The sequence below is a fragment of the Histidinibacterium aquaticum genome, assembly GCF_008710275.1.
Taxonomy (GTDB): domain Bacteria; phylum Pseudomonadota; class Alphaproteobacteria; order Rhodobacterales; family Rhodobacteraceae; genus Oceanicola; species Oceanicola aquaticus.
Genome location: NZ_VYQE01000002.1, coordinates 356108 through 373699, shown reverse-complemented (window position 1 = coordinate 373699; position 17592 = coordinate 356108). Strand labels below are relative to the sequence as shown.

At 71.7% G+C, this 17592-nt stretch carries 19 protein-coding genes; 1 reads left to right on the top strand and 18 read right to left on the bottom strand.

The window, feature by feature from the left end:
* Positions 1 to 14: 14 nt before the first annotated feature.
* From F3S47_RS07235 to F3S47_RS07150, 18 genes are all read right to left on the bottom strand, one after another.
* On the bottom strand, positions 15 to 299 hold the full coding sequence (locus F3S47_RS07235) for a DUF7742 family protein (RefSeq protein WP_150444577.1): 285 nt from the start codon (positions 297 to 299) through the stop codon (positions 15 to 17).
* Positions 296 to 4168 (bottom strand): baseplate multidomain protein megatron, encoded by a 3873-nt coding sequence (locus F3S47_RS07230; protein ID WP_150444576.1) that lies wholly within the window; start codon positions 4166 to 4168, stop codon positions 296 to 298. Before F3S47_RS07230 ends, F3S47_RS07235 begins: the two co-directional genes overlap by 4 nt.
* A gap of 13 nt (positions 4169 to 4181) precedes the next feature.
* Positions 4182 to 4604: a C40 family peptidase gene (locus F3S47_RS07225; protein ID WP_150444575.1), complete on the bottom strand. Its 423-nt coding sequence runs from the start codon at positions 4602 to 4604 to the stop codon at positions 4182 to 4184.
* Entirely contained in the window at positions 4601 to 5464 is an 864-nt protein-coding gene (locus F3S47_RS07220) for a DUF2163 domain-containing protein (protein WP_150444574.1), read from the bottom strand. The genes F3S47_RS07225 and F3S47_RS07220 overlap by 4 nt, the downstream gene beginning before the upstream one ends.
* Entirely contained in the window at positions 5461 to 6093 is a 633-nt protein-coding gene (locus F3S47_RS07215) for a DUF2460 domain-containing protein (protein ID WP_150444573.1), read from the bottom strand. Before F3S47_RS07215 ends, F3S47_RS07220 begins: the two co-directional genes overlap by 4 nt.
* Before the next feature lie 10 nt (positions 6094 to 6103).
* Entirely contained in the window at positions 6104 to 6751 is a 648-nt protein-coding gene (locus F3S47_RS07210) for a phage tail tape measure protein (RefSeq protein WP_150444572.1), read from the bottom strand.
* Position 6752: 1 nt separating this feature from the next.
* The gene (locus tag F3S47_RS07205; protein WP_150444571.1) at positions 6753 to 6944 is read right to left on the bottom strand and encodes a rcc01693 family protein; all 192 of its coding nucleotides are present in this window, start codon (positions 6942 to 6944) and stop codon (positions 6753 to 6755) included.
* Positions 6944 to 7264 (bottom strand): gene transfer agent family protein, encoded by a 321-nt coding sequence (locus F3S47_RS07200; RefSeq protein WP_150444570.1) that lies wholly within the window; start codon positions 7262 to 7264, stop codon positions 6944 to 6946. The genes F3S47_RS07205 and F3S47_RS07200 overlap by 1 nt, the downstream gene beginning before the upstream one ends.
* Complete coding sequence (locus F3S47_RS07195; RefSeq protein WP_150444569.1) at positions 7264 to 7677, bottom strand: phage major tail protein, TP901-1 family; 414 nt, start codon at positions 7675 to 7677, stop codon at positions 7264 to 7266. The genes F3S47_RS07200 and F3S47_RS07195 overlap by 1 nt, the downstream gene beginning before the upstream one ends.
* 27 nt (positions 7678 to 7704) lie before the next feature.
* Positions 7705 to 8115 (bottom strand): DUF3168 domain-containing protein, encoded by a 411-nt coding sequence (locus F3S47_RS07190; RefSeq protein ID WP_150444568.1) that lies wholly within the window; start codon positions 8113 to 8115, stop codon positions 7705 to 7707.
* Complete coding sequence (locus tag F3S47_RS07185) at positions 8112 to 8450, bottom strand: head-tail adaptor protein (protein WP_150444567.1); 339 nt, start codon at positions 8448 to 8450, stop codon at positions 8112 to 8114. Before F3S47_RS07185 ends, F3S47_RS07190 begins: the two co-directional genes overlap by 4 nt.
* Positions 8447 to 9040 carry a head-tail connector protein gene (locus tag F3S47_RS07180; protein WP_150444566.1) on the bottom strand — a complete coding sequence of 198 codons (594 nt, stop codon included), beginning with the start codon at positions 9038 to 9040 and terminating at the stop codon, positions 8447 to 8449. The genes F3S47_RS07185 and F3S47_RS07180 overlap by 4 nt, the downstream gene beginning before the upstream one ends.
* Positions 9041 to 9152: 112 nt before the next feature.
* A complete protein-coding gene (locus F3S47_RS07175; RefSeq protein ID WP_150444565.1) occupies positions 9153 to 10334 on the bottom strand; it encodes a phage major capsid protein in 1182 nt (393 codons plus the stop codon).
* 25 nt (positions 10335 to 10359) lie between these two features.
* On the bottom strand, positions 10360 to 10902 hold the full coding sequence (locus tag F3S47_RS07170; RefSeq protein WP_150444564.1) for an HK97 family phage prohead protease: 543 nt from the start codon (positions 10900 to 10902) through the stop codon (positions 10360 to 10362).
* 17 nt (positions 10903 to 10919) lie between these two features.
* On the bottom strand, positions 10920 to 11117 hold the full coding sequence (locus F3S47_RS07165) for a hypothetical protein (RefSeq protein WP_150444563.1): 198 nt from the start codon (positions 11115 to 11117) through the stop codon (positions 10920 to 10922).
* Positions 11114 to 12283, bottom strand: coding sequence for a phage portal protein (locus F3S47_RS07160; protein ID WP_150444562.1), 1170 nt, complete (start codon positions 12281 to 12283; stop codon positions 11114 to 11116). Before F3S47_RS07160 ends, F3S47_RS07165 begins: the two co-directional genes overlap by 4 nt.
* Positions 12284 to 12656: 373 nt before the next feature.
* The gene (locus F3S47_RS07155; protein WP_150444561.1) at positions 12657 to 15023 is read right to left on the bottom strand and encodes a YbcC family protein; all 2367 of its coding nucleotides are present in this window, start codon (positions 15021 to 15023) and stop codon (positions 12657 to 12659) included.
* Positions 15020 to 16579, bottom strand: coding sequence for a proton-conducting transporter transmembrane domain-containing protein (locus F3S47_RS07150; protein WP_150444560.1), 1560 nt, complete (start codon positions 16577 to 16579; stop codon positions 15020 to 15022). The genes F3S47_RS07155 and F3S47_RS07150 overlap by 4 nt, the downstream gene beginning before the upstream one ends.
* A gap of 90 nt (positions 16580 to 16669) precedes the next feature.
* Between F3S47_RS07150 and F3S47_RS07145 the strand changes: the two genes are divergently transcribed.
* Positions 16670 to 17545 carry a LysR family transcriptional regulator gene (locus tag F3S47_RS07145; protein WP_150444559.1) on the top strand — a complete coding sequence of 292 codons (876 nt, stop codon included), beginning with the start codon at positions 16670 to 16672 and terminating at the stop codon, positions 17543 to 17545.
* The last annotated feature ends 47 nt before the right edge of the window (positions 17546 to 17592 follow it).

Sequence of the window (17592 nt, the reverse complement as noted above, 5' to 3'; positions counted from 1 at the left end):
TCGCGCGCTTTTTCTCAATCCACCAGCAGGTCGGTGCAGGCGGCGATGAGGTGCTCCAGCATGTCGCGGTAGGCCCGATCGCAGTGCTCGGGCAGCGGCGACTTTGGGTGCAACTCGGCCGCCTGAAGGAGCGTGCCGCCGCCGTGCCGGGGATGCATCCACCCGGTGCGCCTCCGGTGATCGTCCGCCTCCCGCGCCTCCGCGATGAGCCTGCGGGCGAGCGCGGGGCGCCGCGCCTCCGGCACCGCCAGCAGGACCCTCACGGCCATGTCGAGGTCGGCCGGCATGAGCGGCCTCATCGCGGCAGCTCCGCCCGCGTTGCGGGCCCCGGCCCGTAGAGGTCGGAGACCTGCGCCACCTCGACGGTCGCGGGCGTGCCGTTCAGGGCGTCCGCCGCCTGCATGGCGGCCGTGTAGGTGAAGCCAGGGCTCTCCGTCAGCGCCTCGCGCAGCAGGCCGCCGCCCTCGGACCGGACGCGCAGCAGGTAGCGTTCCTGTCCTTCGGCGAGCGGCACCTCCCAGCCCCGCCAGCCGTCTCCGCCGAGCCGCGCGCGCCGGATCCAGGTGATCGCGATATTCTCTCCCTCCGCGCGCGCCTCCAGGTGGCACACCGGCCAGGGCCGCAGCGCCGCGCCGCCGAGGTCCCGGACCGCCGAGCGGTAAGAGGTATGACCCGGCGGCTGGTCCGCCGGCCCCCAGCGGTAGTCGCGCGGCATCCCGGGCTCCGCCCCCTCGACCCGGCCCAGACGCGGAGTCAAAGGCACGAGGAAGGACCCGGGAGGCCACACCTCGGGCATCGTCCCGTCCGTGCCCCCCTGCCCCCGCAGCCGCATCCTCAACTCGTAGGTGCTCGGCGCGACCAGCTCCGCCTCGCGGAACTGGATCACTTCCCAGGTCTCGCCGTCCCCCACGGCGGCGAGGTTCGCCCCCGAGAGGAGCTCTGCCTGGCCCACCGACGAGAGTTCGCCCGCCAGCATCCTCACCCGGAGGGCCTGTCCCCGGTCCCACCTTCCGGGCCGGGCCGAGGCGAGCGGGGTTTCTGTCAGGCCCACCGCCGCCGGGCGTGACTGCACGAGCTGCAAGGCGTGGTCCTCTCCCGCGCCGGAGGCATAGAGCGCCACCGGTCCCGGCCAGGGCCGCGCGACCGCCACGAAGCGCGGACCCGCCTCCACCCCGGGCACCTGGGGCAGGTCGAGGAAAAGCCCCTCCGCCGGGCCCGGGACGCGCATCTCGGGAAGCTCGAGGGAGAGCGCCCCCGGCGCGGCGGGCCCATAGACGCCCGGCGGGATCCGCGTGGCCTCCACCTGCCGCGAGAGCCCGGTCTCGGCGCGGTCGATCCGGAAGAGCGCCCCCGAATGGCCCTGCAGCCGCACCACGTCGCCAGCCCCCAGCGCACTGAGCGACGGCGGCAGTGCGAAACGCGCCGTGTCGCGGGCGGCCTGAGCCTCGGCCAGCCAGCGCGCCCCGATTCCCCGCGCCTCGTCGCGCGTCAGCACCATCGGCAGCTCGCTCCGGCTCACCTCCCGCGCGAGCTCGCCAGGGCGCGAGACCTCCACCGCCGCCGCCTCGTAACCTGCCCCAGCGGCCACAAAGCTCAGCGACAGCCGCTCGCCCGGCGCAGCGTCGTCGCGCATGCGCTCCAGATCCGGCTCTCCCTCGACCAGATCGGCCAGGGCGACCTCGCCCGAAACCGAGTCCGACCGGCTGGCAAAGACTATCCCGCCGCCGCGCTCCACAGCGTCCACGCCATGCGCCAGCATCAGGGGTTGCAGGGCCGACCGGGCCGAGGCGATGGTCTCGACCGCGTAGCCCCGCACCAGACCCCAAAGCCGGTCGGTCTCCAGTCCCTCCAGCTCCGCCGGGGACACGATCTCCTCCACCACGTCGGAGAGCGGCCGGTGCGCCGTGCGCCCGGTGATCCAGTGACCGCGCTCCCAGTTCGCGCCGTCCGACCAGATCCCGGGCCGCCCGGGAAAGGCCGGCCAGGGCCGGGCATCCCAGGCCCAGTAGTGCGCCCGGTCCATATCGATCATCTGCAGACCGGAGAAATCCGAGACCGGGTTGTTCGCCGGGTCCGACCAGTGCGCGACCATGGCCCGCACGTATTGCAGCTGGATCAGCTCGTCCGGCTCCCCGGTGGAGAAACGTGGCACCGTCGACTCCGAGCTCTTCGGGTCGACGAACTTGTTGGGCTCGTTGGTTCCCTTGTCGATGGCCGGGCAGCCGAACTCGGTGAACCAGATCGGTTTCATTCCCGGCGTCCAGTCCGTTGGAGCCGGGGCGCGCGCGCCGCCCACCCGGTCGTGGTGGTAGTTCGACCACCAGCCGCGCAGGTCCTTCACCCGCCACAGCCACGCCTCGCCGTAGAAATCGGTGATCGGCGTGCGGATCTGGGCCGCGCGGTCGGCCTCGGAGGCATAGTACCAGTCGTAGCCCTCGCCGCCTTCGACGTTGGCGCGCAGGTAGTCGAGGTCGTGGATCGAGCCCCAGCCGGCATCCGCGTGCCCCTCGACGTCACGCCAGTCGGAGAGCGGCATGTAATTGTCGATGCCGATGAAATCGATCGCCGGATCGGCCCAGAGCGGATCGAGGTGAAAGCGCTTGTCCTGCGTGCCCGCGGGCTGGTGCCCGTGATACTCCGACCAGTCGGCGGCATAGCCGATCTTCGCCCCCGGCAGGATCGCCCTCACCTCCTGCGCAAGGGTCCGCAGGCGCTCGACCGCCGGATAACCCGAGGCCCCGCGCACCGTGGTCAGCCCCCGCATTTCCGAGCCGATGCAGAAAGCCTCCACCCCGCCGGCCGCCGCGCAGAGATGGGCGTAGTGGAGGATGAACCGGCGGTACGACCACTCGTCGGGGCCGGCGTAGTCCACCGTGTCCTCTCCCGGCGCGAAGTCCTCCGGGGCGCAGCTTCCGAAGATGGCCGAGACCTCCGCGTCCGCCTGCGCCGTCCCCTGCGGTGTGCCGGTCATTCCCTCAGCAAGAGACGTCGTGATCCGGCCACGCCAGGGCAGATGCGCCTGCCCCGCCTCGCCGCTGTAGGGATCGGGCAAGGCGTTCCCTGCAAGCTGGTCCATGAGGATGAAGGGGTAGAAGGTGACATGCTGCCCCCGCCCGCGCATCTCGCGGATGATCTGCACCACGGACTGGTCGGTGGGCGTGCCGCCATAGACCGGGCCCTCGTCCCCCTCCGGCACCACCTGCGCCGTCTCCCTATCGAGCCCGCCGACCCGCCAGGGCATGGAGCCGTCGTCGCCCGCCCGCTCGACCTTGGGGCGCAGGGTGCAGTCCCCCGCCCTGAGATCGTCGCCGAACCAGGAGACCACCAGCGAGACCGCGCCGCACTCCGGCAGTTCCGCCTCCAACTGATCGAGCGCCACCACGGCATCGGCCCTCCCGTCCGGCGTATGGACGTTCGCCAGAACCGTCTCGCCGTAGCCGTGGGAGACTTCGACCGGCTCGGTGGCGAGAGCGTATTCTCCCGATCCCGGCATGAGCGCCACGCCCTTCACCGCGCGGGCGACGTCGGGCGGCGTGCCTTCCCGCGACGCGCCGGGGCGCAGCACCTCGAAGGAGAAGGCGGGCACCCGATTTCCGAACTGTCCGAGCGGCAGGTCCTCGAAAACCAAGTAGGCGATCCCCCGGTAGGCCGGCGCATGATCCGCCCCCTCCACCGCCGCGATCTTGGGATCGGGGAGCTGGTCCCCCGTGCCCCGGTAGAGCCGCATGTTGAGCCGGTGCGCCGGCACCTCGCGCCCATCGGCCCAGATGCGACCGATGCTCGTGACCTCGCCCTCGCAGAGCGCCACGGCCAGCGACACCGAATAGCTCAGTTCCGTCACCTCCGGCTGGCGGGGCCTGCCCTTGCCGCCGCCGCTCGTATCGCTCTCCTCGCGGAAGGCCGAGGCCCAGATCACCTGGCCCGCCACCCGCATCCGGCCGTAGACCCGCCCCACCGGCGCGCCCTCCGAGGCGGACGGCAGGCGGAAGCGGTCCACCCGGCCCGTCTCCACCGGCTCGGATCCCTGGCCCATGAGCCGCGCATCGATCCATCGGCCGAGCGTCGCGCCCGCCGCCCGGCCGATGACCGAGGAAGAGAGCCCCAGCACGGAGCCTCCGACGGAGCCGCCCACGGCCATGCCGGCCGCGCCCAGAACGATGGTCGCCATGATCTGTCCTTTCTCAGGAGGTCGGAAACGCGAAGCGCGCCACCACACGCCGCGCCCAGGGGGCCGAGAGCGGTGTCTCCACCACGCCATGCCCCTCGTAGGCATGGATGAAGCGCGGCACCGGGGCGGTCTCGGTCCGGATGCCGAGGTGCTTCGCCACCGCCCCCTCACGCATCCGGAAGAGGAGAATGTCGCCGGGGCTCTCGGTCGTGGTCTCCGTCAAGTGTCGGAGAGCCGCGCGCCAGAGCGCCTCGTCTCCGGTCGTCTCCGACCAGTGCGGACCGTAGGGCGGTGGCGTCTCCGGCTCGTCGCCCAGGAACTCTCGCCAGACGCCCCGGACAAGCCCCAGGCAGTCGCAGCCAGCGCCTCGGACGGAGGCCTGGTGGCGGTAGGGCGTCCCGAGCCAGCCGCGGGCGATCTCCACGGCGGCGCTCATCTTTGGCCCCCGTCATTGGCGTCCTCGCGGCGGGGAACGGCGGCCAGCCAGTCTTCGCCCGGGATGTGAGGAAAGCCCCGGAAGTTGAGGAAATTGGAGAACTTCTCCCGGCAGGTTCCGGGCTGCTTGTCGCATCCCGGTACGAGGCGCACCCGGTCCCCCGCCGACACATCCGCCCGCAGCGCGTCCCAGAGCGTGACGAGGCGGTCCGTGCCGTCGGTTCGGTCCTCGCGGATCATCCCCGAAAGCCCCTGCGCGCTGCCGTCAAGCACATCAAGACGTCCGTGGGCGAACCATCCCGGTTCATGCTGCGCCTCAAGTGAAAGACGCAACATGCTGTTTTCGCTGACCTCGACAACCGTTCCCTCGACGACAAGCCCCGACAGATCGACCCCGCAGGCGTCATCCCCCAGCACCGCCGAACAGTCTGGCGTGTAGATCCGCCCCCAGGGCCGGTTCAGCGCCTCGGACTGCCCGCGCAGCTCGGCGTGAAAGGCTCCGCCGCCCCAGGTGATCTCCCCCAGCGTCCCGCGAAAGCGTATGTCGCGCTCCGCCGGAGCCTGCCAGTTCACCAGCCAGGCGCAGACCATCGCGCCATCGTAGCGGCCGGCGGCGATGTCCTCCTCGCGCACCGCGCCGGAGCTGAGCAGTCCCATCGCCTCGGTGTTGTCGACCGAAAGGCCCATGCCCTGAACCAGCTGGCGGGCAGTCATCCCGGTGTCGGCGCGGAAGACATGGCCCGCGAAGGCCAGGTCGCGGTCGTGGTCGGTGAAGCCCATGGCCACTCCGTCGCGCCGCGTGAGCAGCCAGCAGCGGCAGACCGTGGTCAGCCCGGTGGAGAGATGTGCAGCAAGGCTCACAGCCGCACCTCCACCACCGGCACGGCGGGCACCTCACCGGCGGAAAAGCTCTCGACCGAGACCTCCAGCCGGTCGGTGTCGAAGCGTACGGGCACGTCGAACTCGAAGCCCGCCGTGACGGTCACACCCCGGTCCGGCGGATGGGAGAAGGTCACGAGGCCCGTCGTCGCGTCGACGGTGACGTCCACCTCCGGCACCTGCGGTATGCCATCGAGAGCGACCTGCACCGAGCCCTCGACGGGCTTCCGCACCGGACGGTCGTAGGCCAGGCCGCCCGCCCCGTACCGCTTGACCAGTTGGAAGACGGAGGTGATCTCGTCACCTTCGCCGATCACCTGGTCGGTCGCCGCGATCTCCTCGGAGGGGGCGCAGGAGCGGCAGTCGCTCCAGTCCTTCCAGCGGAACCCATAAAGCTGCCCGCGCCGCGCCTCGAAAAAGGCCAGTACCTCCTGCAGCTCGTCGAGCGAGCGCAGCCCCAGCCCCGCGTCGTAGCGGCGGCGCGAGTGGGCCCAGGGGGAGTTGCGCTCTTCCGCGCCGTTGGCGAGCGTCACGATCTCCGTGCGCCGCTCCGGCCCGCCGAGAGAGCCGAAGCTCAGGGCGGCGGGAAATCTCACTTCGTGAAAGCTCATGGGTCCTTCCTCAGCGGTTGCGGGCGCCGTGCGCGACGGCCCGGCCCAGTTCGGCGGCGATCTGCCCGCGGCTGCGGCGAAAGCCCTCGGCGTCGGGCGTGGTGACATGCATGGTGACCTGAACGGGCCGGGTGCCGCCCCCCGCGCGGACACCGAGCGTCCCGTCGGCACCGCGCGAGAGAGGCAGGATCGCTTCGGGCCCCGCCTCTCCCACGAGGCCGCTGCGCCCATCCGTCATGGGAAAGCGCGTGGGTCCGGTGACCACGCCGCCCCGGGCGAAGGGCGTGACGCGGGCCACTGAGCCCTGCGGCATGATACCGGAGACCGCGGCATTCACGCCGCTGGAGAGCAATCCGCCCAGATGGTCCGCCACCGGGTTCACCGCTTCGCGATAGGCAGTGCGGGACATGGCCTGCCCGAGCCCGCGCAGGGTGTCGGTCAGGGTTTTCCCCTCGAAAACAAGCCCCTCGAAGGCGCGTCTCACACCGGTCGAGAACCCGCGCTCCAGGTCGCCCAGGTCCCGCACCGTCGGCGCGAGGGCGCGGCGCGTCCGGTCGAGCTGCTGGGAGAAGCTCTCGGTCAACCGGCCCGTCTGCGCCAGCCCGCGCCCCAGGTCCTCCAGCTCGGCTCCGAAGTCCTCGATGTCGTTCTCGTCCATCTCATCCCTCCTCGTCGGGAAACTGCCGGGTCAGCTCCTCCAGCCGCGCGCGGCCCATGACCGCCTCGCGGCCCGGATCGAGACCGAGCATCATCACCAGCTCGGCCGGGGTCAGCGCCCAGAACTCTGCGGGTCTCAGGCCGAGCCTGTGCAGTCCCGCGCGCATCAGCCCCGGCCAGTCGAGACCGCTCATCAGCCCGCCTCCGGCAAGGCGAAGGCGCGCGCGAGACAGTCGGCGGCCGCGCGAGCGGCCTCGACAGGCCCGCCCTCGATCTCGGCGGTCAGCAGATCGGCTCTCGTGCCGCACCAGCCGCCCCCGCGCAGCCCCGCCGCGACGAGCGCCAGCACGTCACCTGCGGAGAACCCACCGCTCTCGAAGCGCTCCACGAGGTCGACGAGGCTCCCGGTGCCGAGTTTCGCCTCGAGCTCGGCCAGCGCGCCGAGCGTCAGCTTCATCACGCGCGTCTCGCCGTTCAGCGTCAGCGCGACCTCTCCGGCATGGGGGTTCGCCATCACGCCGCCGCCGTGAAGGTGAGCGGACCGGCAGAGGCCAGCGCCATCTCGTAGGTCGCCTCGCCGTCGTAGGTGCCCGCGTATTCGATCGAAGAGACGAGAAACGGCCCCTCGACCACGCCGAACTCCGGGATCACCACCTGGAAGGCGGGCGTCTCGCCGTTCCAGAAGACCTGGCGCAGGCGCTCGTCCGTCGCCGCGTCCTTGAAGACGCCCGATCCGCTGATCGTGGCGCTCTTCACGCCTCCTCCCGCCAGCAGTTCGCGCCAGCCGCCCGAGTCGAGCGCGGTGACGTCGAGCGTCTCGGCGTCGAAGCTGAGCCGCTGGGCCCGCAGGCCCGCCGCCGTCTGGAATGTGCCGGTGCCGGTCATGTCGATCTTGACCAGCAGGTCCTTGCCGTTCTGGGCCGCCATGAGACTATCTCCTAAGCGTTTGAAAAATCAGTCGTCCTCGAGGCGGGCGCGAAAGGTCAGGTCGATCCGCCGGACCTGGTTGCCCTGCGCCCGCGCGGCCCTGGCCCGCAGGAAGCGCAGCCCCACCAGCCGTCCGCGCGAAAGCGCGAGATCGGCGTCGGTCAGCGCCTCGGAGATCGCGCCCGCCGCCCGCTTGGCGGCGGCGAACCCGGCCGCCCCGCTCACCACCGAGACGGTGAAATCGTGCCGCGCGCCCCGGCCCGTCCCATCGGAGCGGTCGCGGGCGGTCTCGTCGCCCAGGACGACGTAGAGAGCGGGCGCGGTGCCCGGGGGGGCCGCGTCGAAGATCGCGCCGCCCACCTCGGCGGCGAGTGCCGCGTCGGCCGAAAGCCGGGCATAGACGGCCTCCTGCAGAGGCGCGGAGAGGGCGTAGCTCATGCGACCACCTCCTCTTCGGCGTAACAGGTCAGGTACCGCCCGAAGGGATCGGCGATCCCCACGGCGCGCAGGCGGTAGACCCTCGCGCCCTCGCGGAACCGCTGGCCGGGTTGAGGCCGGGAAAGGCTCCCCTCGGCCACCGCACGCAGGGTGATCCGCAGCGCCAGCCGCGACTGGGGCACCGCCGGTCCGCGCCGGTCGCCGCCCGAGCGCACCTCGACCTCGGCCCAGAGCGTGCCGAGCGCGGTCCAGCCCTCGGCATGGCCACCGGCCCCGTCGGGCGTGTCCGCCGGCGCCTCGAGCACCAGCCTGCGGGTCAGGAGAGGACGCTTCATCCCGCACCTCCCAGCCGCACGGAGCGGTAGCGTTCGATCAGGGCGTTGACGGAATAGGGCAGCGCGCCGCCCGCCAGTCCGGCCTCGTGCCGGAAGTCGTAGTAGTGGCCCGCCAGCAGCATGACGGCGTGGCGCAGGTCGGCGGGCAGGTCGGACCACTCCGGCCCGAAGCCGGCGAGGAAACCGATCTGCACATGCCCGCCCGGCGGGATCGACGGCAGGCGACCCGCGGCGCCCTCGATGCGGGGGCGTTGCATGTCGGGGACGAGCCGGACGTCGTCCGTCCCCGGGACACCGACCGACCCCGCCCTATCGATCACCGCGAAGTCCTCGATCGCGCTCACCGGCGCGACCGGCAGCACCTGCACCTCCGCGTCGCGCCAGGAGGTGAGGCTCCAGGAAAAGCTCCGCTCGATCAGGATCTTGCCGGTCCGCGCCTCGATCGCCGCCAGCGCCGCGCGCAGGTAGCTTTCGAGCACCGAGTCCTGCAGCCCGTCCTCGCCGAAGCCCGTGCCGAGGCGCAGGTGGTCCCTGAAGCCGGCGACCGGAAGCGCCTGCAGCGCCACGGTGGTCTCTTCGATCAGCATCATCCGGTAGTCTCCGATGTCCGGTCCCCGCCCAGGTGCCGGACGCGCCTTCCCCTGCCGCTCGGACGGAACGGCTCGACAGGGGTCCCCAGGGCGCGCCCGGCTCTCCCGGCCGTCAGGCCGAGAACTGCAGCAGCTTGATCGCCGCGAAGTCGCTCACCCCGCCGCCGACACGGCGGGTCGCGTAGAACAGGACGTGCGGCTTGGCCGAGAAGGGATCGCGCAGCACCCGCAGGTCGGGGCGCTCGGCGATGGTGTAGCCCGCCCCGAAGTCGCCGAAGGCGATGGGCGTCTTGTCGGCGCCGATGTCGGGCATGTCCTCGGCGATGAGCGTGGGATAGCCCAGCAGCCGCGCCGGATCGGCCACCGAGAAGCCGTCCGACCAGAGAAACCGACCGTCGGCATCCTTGAGCTTGCGCACCTCGGAGGCGGTGCGGGAATTCATCACGAAGCTCGCGCCATGCCGGTACTCGGCGGGCAGCGAATAGACCAGGTCGATCAGCGCGTCGCCCGGGTTCGTGGCGGCGAAGGCCCCCGCCGCGCCGGTGCTGACGGTGCCGATCTTGCCCCAGCTCCAGCTGGCGTTGGCGACGGTCTCGTAGTTCATGAGGCCGCGTGGCTTGTCGGTCCCGTCGCCGGTGACGAAGGCCGCGGCCTCGGCCCGGGCGAACTTCGCCGCGATCCGCTGGGCGAGCCAGGTCTCCACGTCGAAGGCGCTGTCGTCGAGCAGCTTCTGGCTCGCCTTGGGCATGGCGTTGAGCTCGTGGAGCGGGATCTGGATGCGGTCGAGCGCGGGCGTCGCCGTCTCGCTGACGGCGGTCGCCTCGTTGCCCCAGCCCGCACCGGCCTCGGCGTGGTCGATGAGAACGTCGAAGGAGGTCGCGTTGACCTGCACCACGTTGGCCACCGCCCGAAGCGAGGCGGTCGAGGAGAGCACCGCGGCCACCGTCTCGGAGGTCTGCGGATCGACGAGGTAGCCGCCGTCGGAATTGACCGCCGTGGTCAGGCCCTTGCCCTCGAGCTCCAGCCCGCGCAGCGCATCGTCGTCACCCGCGCGTAGGTAGCCCTCGAAGGCCTTGCGGTGCGGAGTCTCCGTCTCGGCGGCCGCCGCGAGGGCGGGACGCGAGAGCATCTTGCGGTCGATCCTGGTCATGCGCTCTTCCTGCTGTTGAAGTCTTGCGTGAATGTCGTCGGTGAAAGCCTTGAGATCGCTGACGAAGCCGCCGAGCGTGGCATCGAGCTCCTCGGTCGGAGACAAGGCGTCTCCGGCCCGGGACGAGGTCTCGGGTGTGGTCATGTCTTCGGTCCTTTCGGGTTGCCGGTCAGGGAGTGCCGAGCTGCCGCCGGGCCGCTTCGAGGCTTGCGGCGAGGCTGCGGAGCGGGGTCCCGTCGGTCTCGTCCCGCTTCGCCTGCACACGCGCCTCGGGCAGCATGGGGAATGTCACGAGGGAGACCTCCCAGAGGTCGAGCTCGCTCAGAAGCCTCCGGCCCTTCTCGGTTTTCCGCGCCTTGCGAGTGCGGTAGCCGATCGAGAGCCCATCGATGGCCCCGGCTTCCAGCAGCGCCGCCGCTTCCCGGCCCTGGGCGACGTCGGTCAGCAACCGGCCCCGCACGCGAAGGCCACGGGCATCCTCGGTCACTTGCTCCCAGACGCCGATGGGCCGGGCGGGGTCGTGCTGCCAGAGCATCTTGACCCGTCCCCCCGCCGCCGCGAGCCGGCGCAGCGAGGCGCCGTAGGCCCCGGCCATCACCGTGTCCCCGCCCTGGTCGGCCACTCCGAAGAGCGAGGCGTAGCCCTCGATCACATGGCCGTCGCGCAGGGTGACTTCGCCGCCCAGTCGGCAGAACTTGTGTTCCAATTCCATGTCTTCCGCCCCTTTCCTCACAATCCTGCCAGGGCGCGGAGCCCCTCGATCAGCAGGATGCCCCCGGCCGCGTAGACCAGTCCCCAGATTTGGCGCTCCAGCCGTTCCACCAGCGCCTCGATCTTCGACAGCCGCAGGTCGACCTGGGCGAACCAGAAGTCGGTCACCGGCGCGGCCGGGCGGCGCGTCTCGTCCTTCACCAGCTCCGGTCTCATGCGGCCTCCACCGGCAGACCGAGCAGGCGCCGTTTCTCGGCGTCTGTCAGGAAATCCGCCTCGCCCACGCGGCGCCACTGAGCCTCGCGCTCCTGCGCGAGCGCCGGGATCTGGTCGAGGTCGGGCTTCAGCTCGATCGCCTCCCCGGAGAAATCCATCAGCCAGTCCGACAGCGCCGCGGCGACCTTCTGGGCGAGCGGCAGAACTGTCAGCCGGTAGAAGGCGCGGTTGGCCTCCTGGTAGTTGGCGTAGGTCGCGTCACCGGGGATGCCGAGCATCATCGGCGGGATGCCGAAGGCGGTCGCGATCTCGCGCGCGGCGGATTCCTTGGTTTTCTGGAACTCCATGTCAGAGGGGCTGAAGCCCATCGGCCGCCAGTCGAGCCCGCCCTCCAGCAGCATCGGCCGGCCGGCGTTCCCGGCCCCCTGATGCTGCGTTTCCATTTCCGTAAGGAGTCTGTCGTATTGGTCGGGGGAGAGGTGGCCCTGCCCGTCCACCCCGCGATAGACGATGGCGCCCGAGGGCCTCGCGGCGTTGTCCAGAAGCGACTTCGACCAGCGAGAGGCAGCGCTGTGCACGTCGATCGCCGTCGCGGCGGCCTGCAGCGGCGAGAAGCCGTAGTGGTCGTCCTGCGGGTGGAAGGCCTTGATATGGCAGACCGGGACCGGCCCGTCGCCGAGGGCAAAGCGGTGCGTGGCACTGCCGACCCGGTACTCGTAGCCCACCGGCCAGCCGTCAGGCCCGGGCAGGACGGACATGCGGTCGGAGCGCAGGATATGCAGCTCGGCAGGCAGGGTGGCCTCCTCGCTCCCGGCGGCTTCGACATAGCCGTTCCCGGTCAGGAGGATCTGGCCGAAGAGCGCCTCGAGGAACTCCGCCCGCCCCTGCGCCGGGTTGGGACGGCGCAGCAGGCTCAGGAGCGGGTGCGCCTCGTACCGGGCTTCGGCGTCCTGGGCGACCAGCGGCAGCGCGGCGGCGGCCTCGGCCACCAGCTTGACCGCGCGAAAGCCCACCGGGTTGCCGGAGAAGCCGGCCCTTGTGAGGGAAACCACGTCCCGCGGGCTCCAAGCCACGCGGCCCGGGCTGGTCATCGCGATGAGCGGACCGGTGGCGGAGGTCTTGGCGGCCGGCGGCGTCTCGGCTTTCCGTCTCAGGACGTCGAACATGGTCTCTCCTCGCTCGGCATTCGGGTCCCGCCTCTTGCGGCACGGGAGAGACACTGCCGGAGGAAGGTTAAGAACCTCCGGCGCCACCGTTCGGTGGTGTTGCCTGCGAGGAGTGGCGGAGCATCCGCGCCGTAGGGAGACGGTCGTGGTCAGGGGATAAGGAGCCCGGTGGTGCCGCACGGGAATACCCGTACCTGTCCGACGTGACCGCCGAAGTCGCCCTGCCAGGACAAGGCGGAGCCGGGCTGCGAGGGACCGAGCGCCCCCGCTCGGCAAACCCGTCGATCCTCACGCAAGCGGCGGACCGTCCCCGCAGCGCCGCGGGGAGCGAGCCCAAGGACCGCTCCCCGCTCGGCGCCGAACTCCCTCGCCGCTAGGCCGCGGCGGAGATCGACCCGACGGCGCTGCCGCGCCCGACCCAGGTCCCCGCCTCGTACCGGCGTCCCATCCGTCCGGCCTCGTCCATCGCCACCAGGCTCAGCCAGCCGTTGTCGAAGAGCGCGCGGACCCCCGGACGCCGCTCGAGCACGGCGGAGATCATCTGCTCCGGCGCTTCGACCGTGACGACCAGGCGGCTCGGCACATGCCGCAACGTCTCGCCGTCATGGACCGACTGCCAGGGCAGGCCGACACGCAGCGCGCCGCCATTGCCCTCCAGCACACCGATCCCGCCGACCACGTTGTGCAGGAGCTTGTTGCCCGCGCCGAAGGTCTCGGGCGCGACCGCCGAGCCGTGGTATTGCAGCGCGATCCAGCTCGCGACGACGACCGGCGCGCTCAGGATCAATTCCAGCGTCTTCGCCCCCTCGTCCTGCCGCCAATCGTAGTCGTGCAGGAAGACCGCCCCGCCCAGGTCGCGCCCGGCGGTCCGCGCCCGCGGCGCGGCGACGAAGCCCCGGCACCCGGCGAGGCCCCACTCCGGGCGGATCTCGGACCAGTCGCGGCCCCGGTGGGCCAGCGCATCGGCCGCGCCACGAGGAAGGGCCTGCGCGCGCTCGGTCCGGGCCAGGCCCCCGGCCTTCGACAGCGCGGCGCGCAGGCGGTCGATCTCGGGCGCGTGGTCGTCGGACCAGGCCCCCTCGAAGAGGCGGACCGCGTCCGAGACCGTGTCGTGCACGCCCGCGATGAAACGGGTATCCGGCGGGATATCGATGCCCCGCGCCGCAAGGCCGGACCGCACCTCCCTATCGTTCAGCAGCCCCGCCAGAAGCCGCGCGTTGACGTCGCCCGCGTAGCCCCCGCAGGCCCCGCACTGCAGGGCGCTGGCGTGGGGCGCGTTGGTGACTGTGGCGCCGTGGCCGCAGACCAGGACCAGCCTCGCGAACCCCTCGGTCAGCGACATGGCGCGGAGCACGCCCTCCGCCGCCGCGATGCGCTCCTCCAGCGGAAGGTCCAGCTCGGGCTCCGGCTCGCGGGACGCGTGCCCGCCGAGGCCGAGGCCGTCGCGAAGGAGCTTGCCGACGTAGAGCGGCCCTGCCGCCTCCACGAAGGCGAAGGCCGAGACCGCCGCCCGCTTGAACCGGCCCCAGGCCCGCACCGTCCTCAGGTGCACGCGCGCGCCATGGTCCTCTCCGGGCTCACCAGCCACCCGCGTCTCGACGCCCGGGGACAGCAGGACCGGCGCGCGGGCTTCGACGATGTCGGAGGCATGACGGCGGTGACGGATCGGAAGGCCGAAGAACCCTGCGAAACCGATGGTCCGGATCCCGGGGTCCGAAACTTCGAGAGCCCGGCGAAACCGCTCGGAGCGCACGTCGATACAGAAGGCCGCCTGGATGGCGGGCCTGTCCTGCTTCATGGAGGCGCCCTCGCCCGAGAGCGTTTCCGCAAGCCGCCGCTCCGCACCGCGGTCGACGGCCTCCTGCAGCGCCGCGTCTATGATCGTGTCGCGGTCCGGTTCGACCGGGCGCGCGTAGTCGGCCTTGGCGCGCGCCCATGCCTTGGCGACCGGATGACCACCGGCGTCCAGCAGCGCCACCTCCCACACGAGTCGCAGGGTGAGCAGCGCGAAGAGCGTCTCGTCCCGGCCGCCGTCCCGCTCGGCGGTCCAGCCGAGATGGCGGGCGTATTGGGCCCATCCCCCGAGCGTGACGAGCAGCCGGTGAAGGTAGAGCGGGGCGGCCTCGGGCGTCAGCCCAAGGGCGGCGCAGGCCTCGGCGAAGGCGGCTCGCGGATCGGTCGGCAGGGCCTCGACCCGGGCGGCGAAGCCCGTGAGCCCGGCGAGCCCCGGCGTCAGGTCGCGGCTGGCGTAGGCGCGCCACGAGGCCCAGGGCCCCGCGGCGGGCGCGGGCCAGAAGGCCTGCCCCCGGTCGAACTGCGCCGCCGCCCAGTGGCCGATCCGCTCCTCGACGAGGGCCGGCCAGTCGACACCGTCCTCGCGCCGGGCGAGGTCCGCCAGCGTGGGAAGCGGCCCCGCCTCCGGTCCCCTGACGCTCACGGCGCGGGCCAGGTCCTCGGGACCGATGCCATGCGCCGATCCGGCTTGCGCGAGGTCCTCCTGCGTCAGCTCCCCCGCGTCGATCATCGCGGCCACGGTGGCGCGCGGCAGGAGCAGGCTCCCGCCGCCGACGCGGGCCATCCGGGCAGAGGCTGTCGTGCGGTCCTCACCGATCTGGCCCAGCCAGGGATTGACCGCGACGGTCGCCTCCAACGGGAAGGCGGGCGGGACCTGGCGCATGGCCTCCTCGGCAGCCGCGAAGAGTTCGAGGGTCTGGCCGGGCCAGTGGATCTGCGCGTTCATTGCATCGCTCCGGGCTTGGGGGTCCAGCGGCCGGTCAGCCGCTCGAAGACCGCGTTGAGGTAGAGGCCGTTCATCAGGTGCACCCGCATGCCCGCCGCGGCCGGATGACCGGCCCAGAGCGGGAAGGTGATCTGCGCCACCGCGGCGACGGCGAAGCTCGCGAGGGCCAAGACGATCGTCGCCCACATCAGCCCGTCGGGCGCCGGAGGCGGCGGCAGCGTCCCGGCCGAGACCCAGGTCGCCCCCTGCTGGAAGGCGAAGTAGGCCACGGTCGCCGCCACCGAGAGCGCGACCGTCCGCCAGGCGAGCGCCCGTGGCGCGAGGTCCGCGAGGCCCTGGGCGATCAGGTAGACCACGCCGAAGATCAGGATCGCGCCGAGCGCCACGGTCTGCGGCGGCTTGGACAGGAGACCGAAAGCGAGCCCCACGAGCAGGTAGAGCGCGAGGGCGAGGCCGAAGGCCCGCGCCACCGCGGCGAGGCCCGGCACGGCGACCGGACCGGGCCGGCGGATCGAGGCCACATCCCGCACCGCGTCCCCCGAAGCGAGGAAGGCATGCGCCTTGTAGAGCGAGTGCGCCACGATGTGCAGGAGCGCCAGCGGGAAGAGCGCGAGGCCGCATTGCAGCACCATGAAGCCCATCTGCGCGCAGGTGGACCAGGCGAGCGCCGTCTTCACCGCCGGCTGGGTCAGCGCCACTGCCGCGCCGACGAGCGCGCTGAAGCCGCCCACGAGCGCCAGCAGGGCCAGCACGCCGGGTGCGGCGACCAGGACGTCGGCGAAGCGGATGAGGAGGAAGCCGCCCGCGTTCACGACGCCCGCGTGAAGCAGGGCCGAGACCGGCGTCGGCGCTTCCATGACCTCCGTCAGCCAGCCGTGCGTCGGCACCAACGCCGACTTGAAGACCGCCGCGAGAGCCAGCAGCAGCGCGGCGAGCGCGAGGGTGCCCGTCCCCTCGCCGGAGCGTGCCGCCGCGTTGATCGCCGCGATGTCCGAGGTGCCGAAGCCCGCGACCAGCAGGCCCACCGCCAAGACGAGAGCCGCGCTCGCGATGATCCCGCTCACCGCCTTCTTCCGTGCCGCCCGGCGGGCGCGCGGCCGCTCGGGATAGAACAACAGCAGGCGATGCAGCGTGACTCCGACCGCGACCCAGCCGACAGCGAGCTGCACCACGTTGCCCGCGCCAACCAAGAGGAGCACGCAGGCGACGGTGGCCGCCATCCAGCCCATGAAGGCAGCCTGCCGCCCTTCCCCGTCGAGGGCCACGCGCGAAAACCTCAGGACGATCCAGCCCACGAAGGCAACCGTCAGCGTCATCGCCACGCTGACGATATCTATGCGCGCCGAAAGCCCGATGGACGCTGCCCCGAGCAGCGGGCTCGTCGAGGGTCCCGCGAGCGCGAGGTCGGCAGCCGCCAACCCCCCGACGGCCAGTGCGACAAGGGCGGCCCATTCCGGCAGGCGCAGGCGCCAGTGTGCGCGGGTCGGTGGGCGCAGATGCATGACGAGGGCCGAAGCGGCCAGCGCGAGCGGGGCGAGCAGGAGCAGCAGACTCATCCGAAAACCTCCGAGACAGGATCTCCCGGCGATCTAGATGGGTCATGACTTCAATAAAAATACATTGTCTGCATCGTATCGTTCTATTTAATGGAACCCATGCGTCTCAACTATCATCACCTGCGGTACTTCCAGGAAGTCGCGAAAGAGGGAAACCTCACCCGCGCCGCCGCCCGGCTGAACCTCTCCCAGTCCGCGCTTTCCACGCAGATCCGCCAGCTCGAGGAGCGGTTGGGCCACAGCCTCTTCGACCGGACCGGCCGCGCGATGACCCTGACGGAGGCGGGACGGATCGCGCTCGATCACGCGGAGCGGATCTTCGACGTGGGCGAGGATCTCGTCGCGACGCTCACCTCCGGCGGGTCGGCCGCGGCCCCGCTTCGGGTGGGGGCGCTGTCGACCTTGTCGCGCAACTTCCAGCTGCGCTTCCTCCGGCCCGCGCTGGACGAAGGGATCGAACTGGTCCTGACCTCGGGCAACAGCCAGACGCTTCTGCGGGGGCTCGAGGACCTGGCCCTCGACGTGGTGCTGCTCACCGACCCGCCGCCGCGCGAGACCTTCCCCGGTCTCGTGGCGCACCGCATCGCCGAGCAGCCGGTCGGGATCCACGGCAGGCCCGAGCGTCTGTCGCACGGGACCTTGGCCGAGCTCCTGACCTCCGAGCCGGTCATCCTCCCAACCGAGAGTTCGATCCGCACCGGGTTCGACAGCCTTGTCGCCCGGCTCGGCGTGACGCCGAGAATCGCCGCCGTGGTCGACGACATGGCGATGGTCCGACTGCTCGCGCGCGACGACGTCGGGCTGGCGGTCACGCCCGCCGTCGTGCTGGCTGATGAACTGGCGCAGGGCCGTCTCGCCAGCGCGCCCTTCGAGCTCGACATCGTGGAGAGCTTCTATGCCGTCACCGCGCCGCGCACCTTTCCGCATCCCGTCCTCGGGCGGCTGATCGAGGCGCGGGCGCCGTGAGCTCGCGCGGCGCGGGATTTTTCGTTTCCGCAGCGGCAGATTTTCGC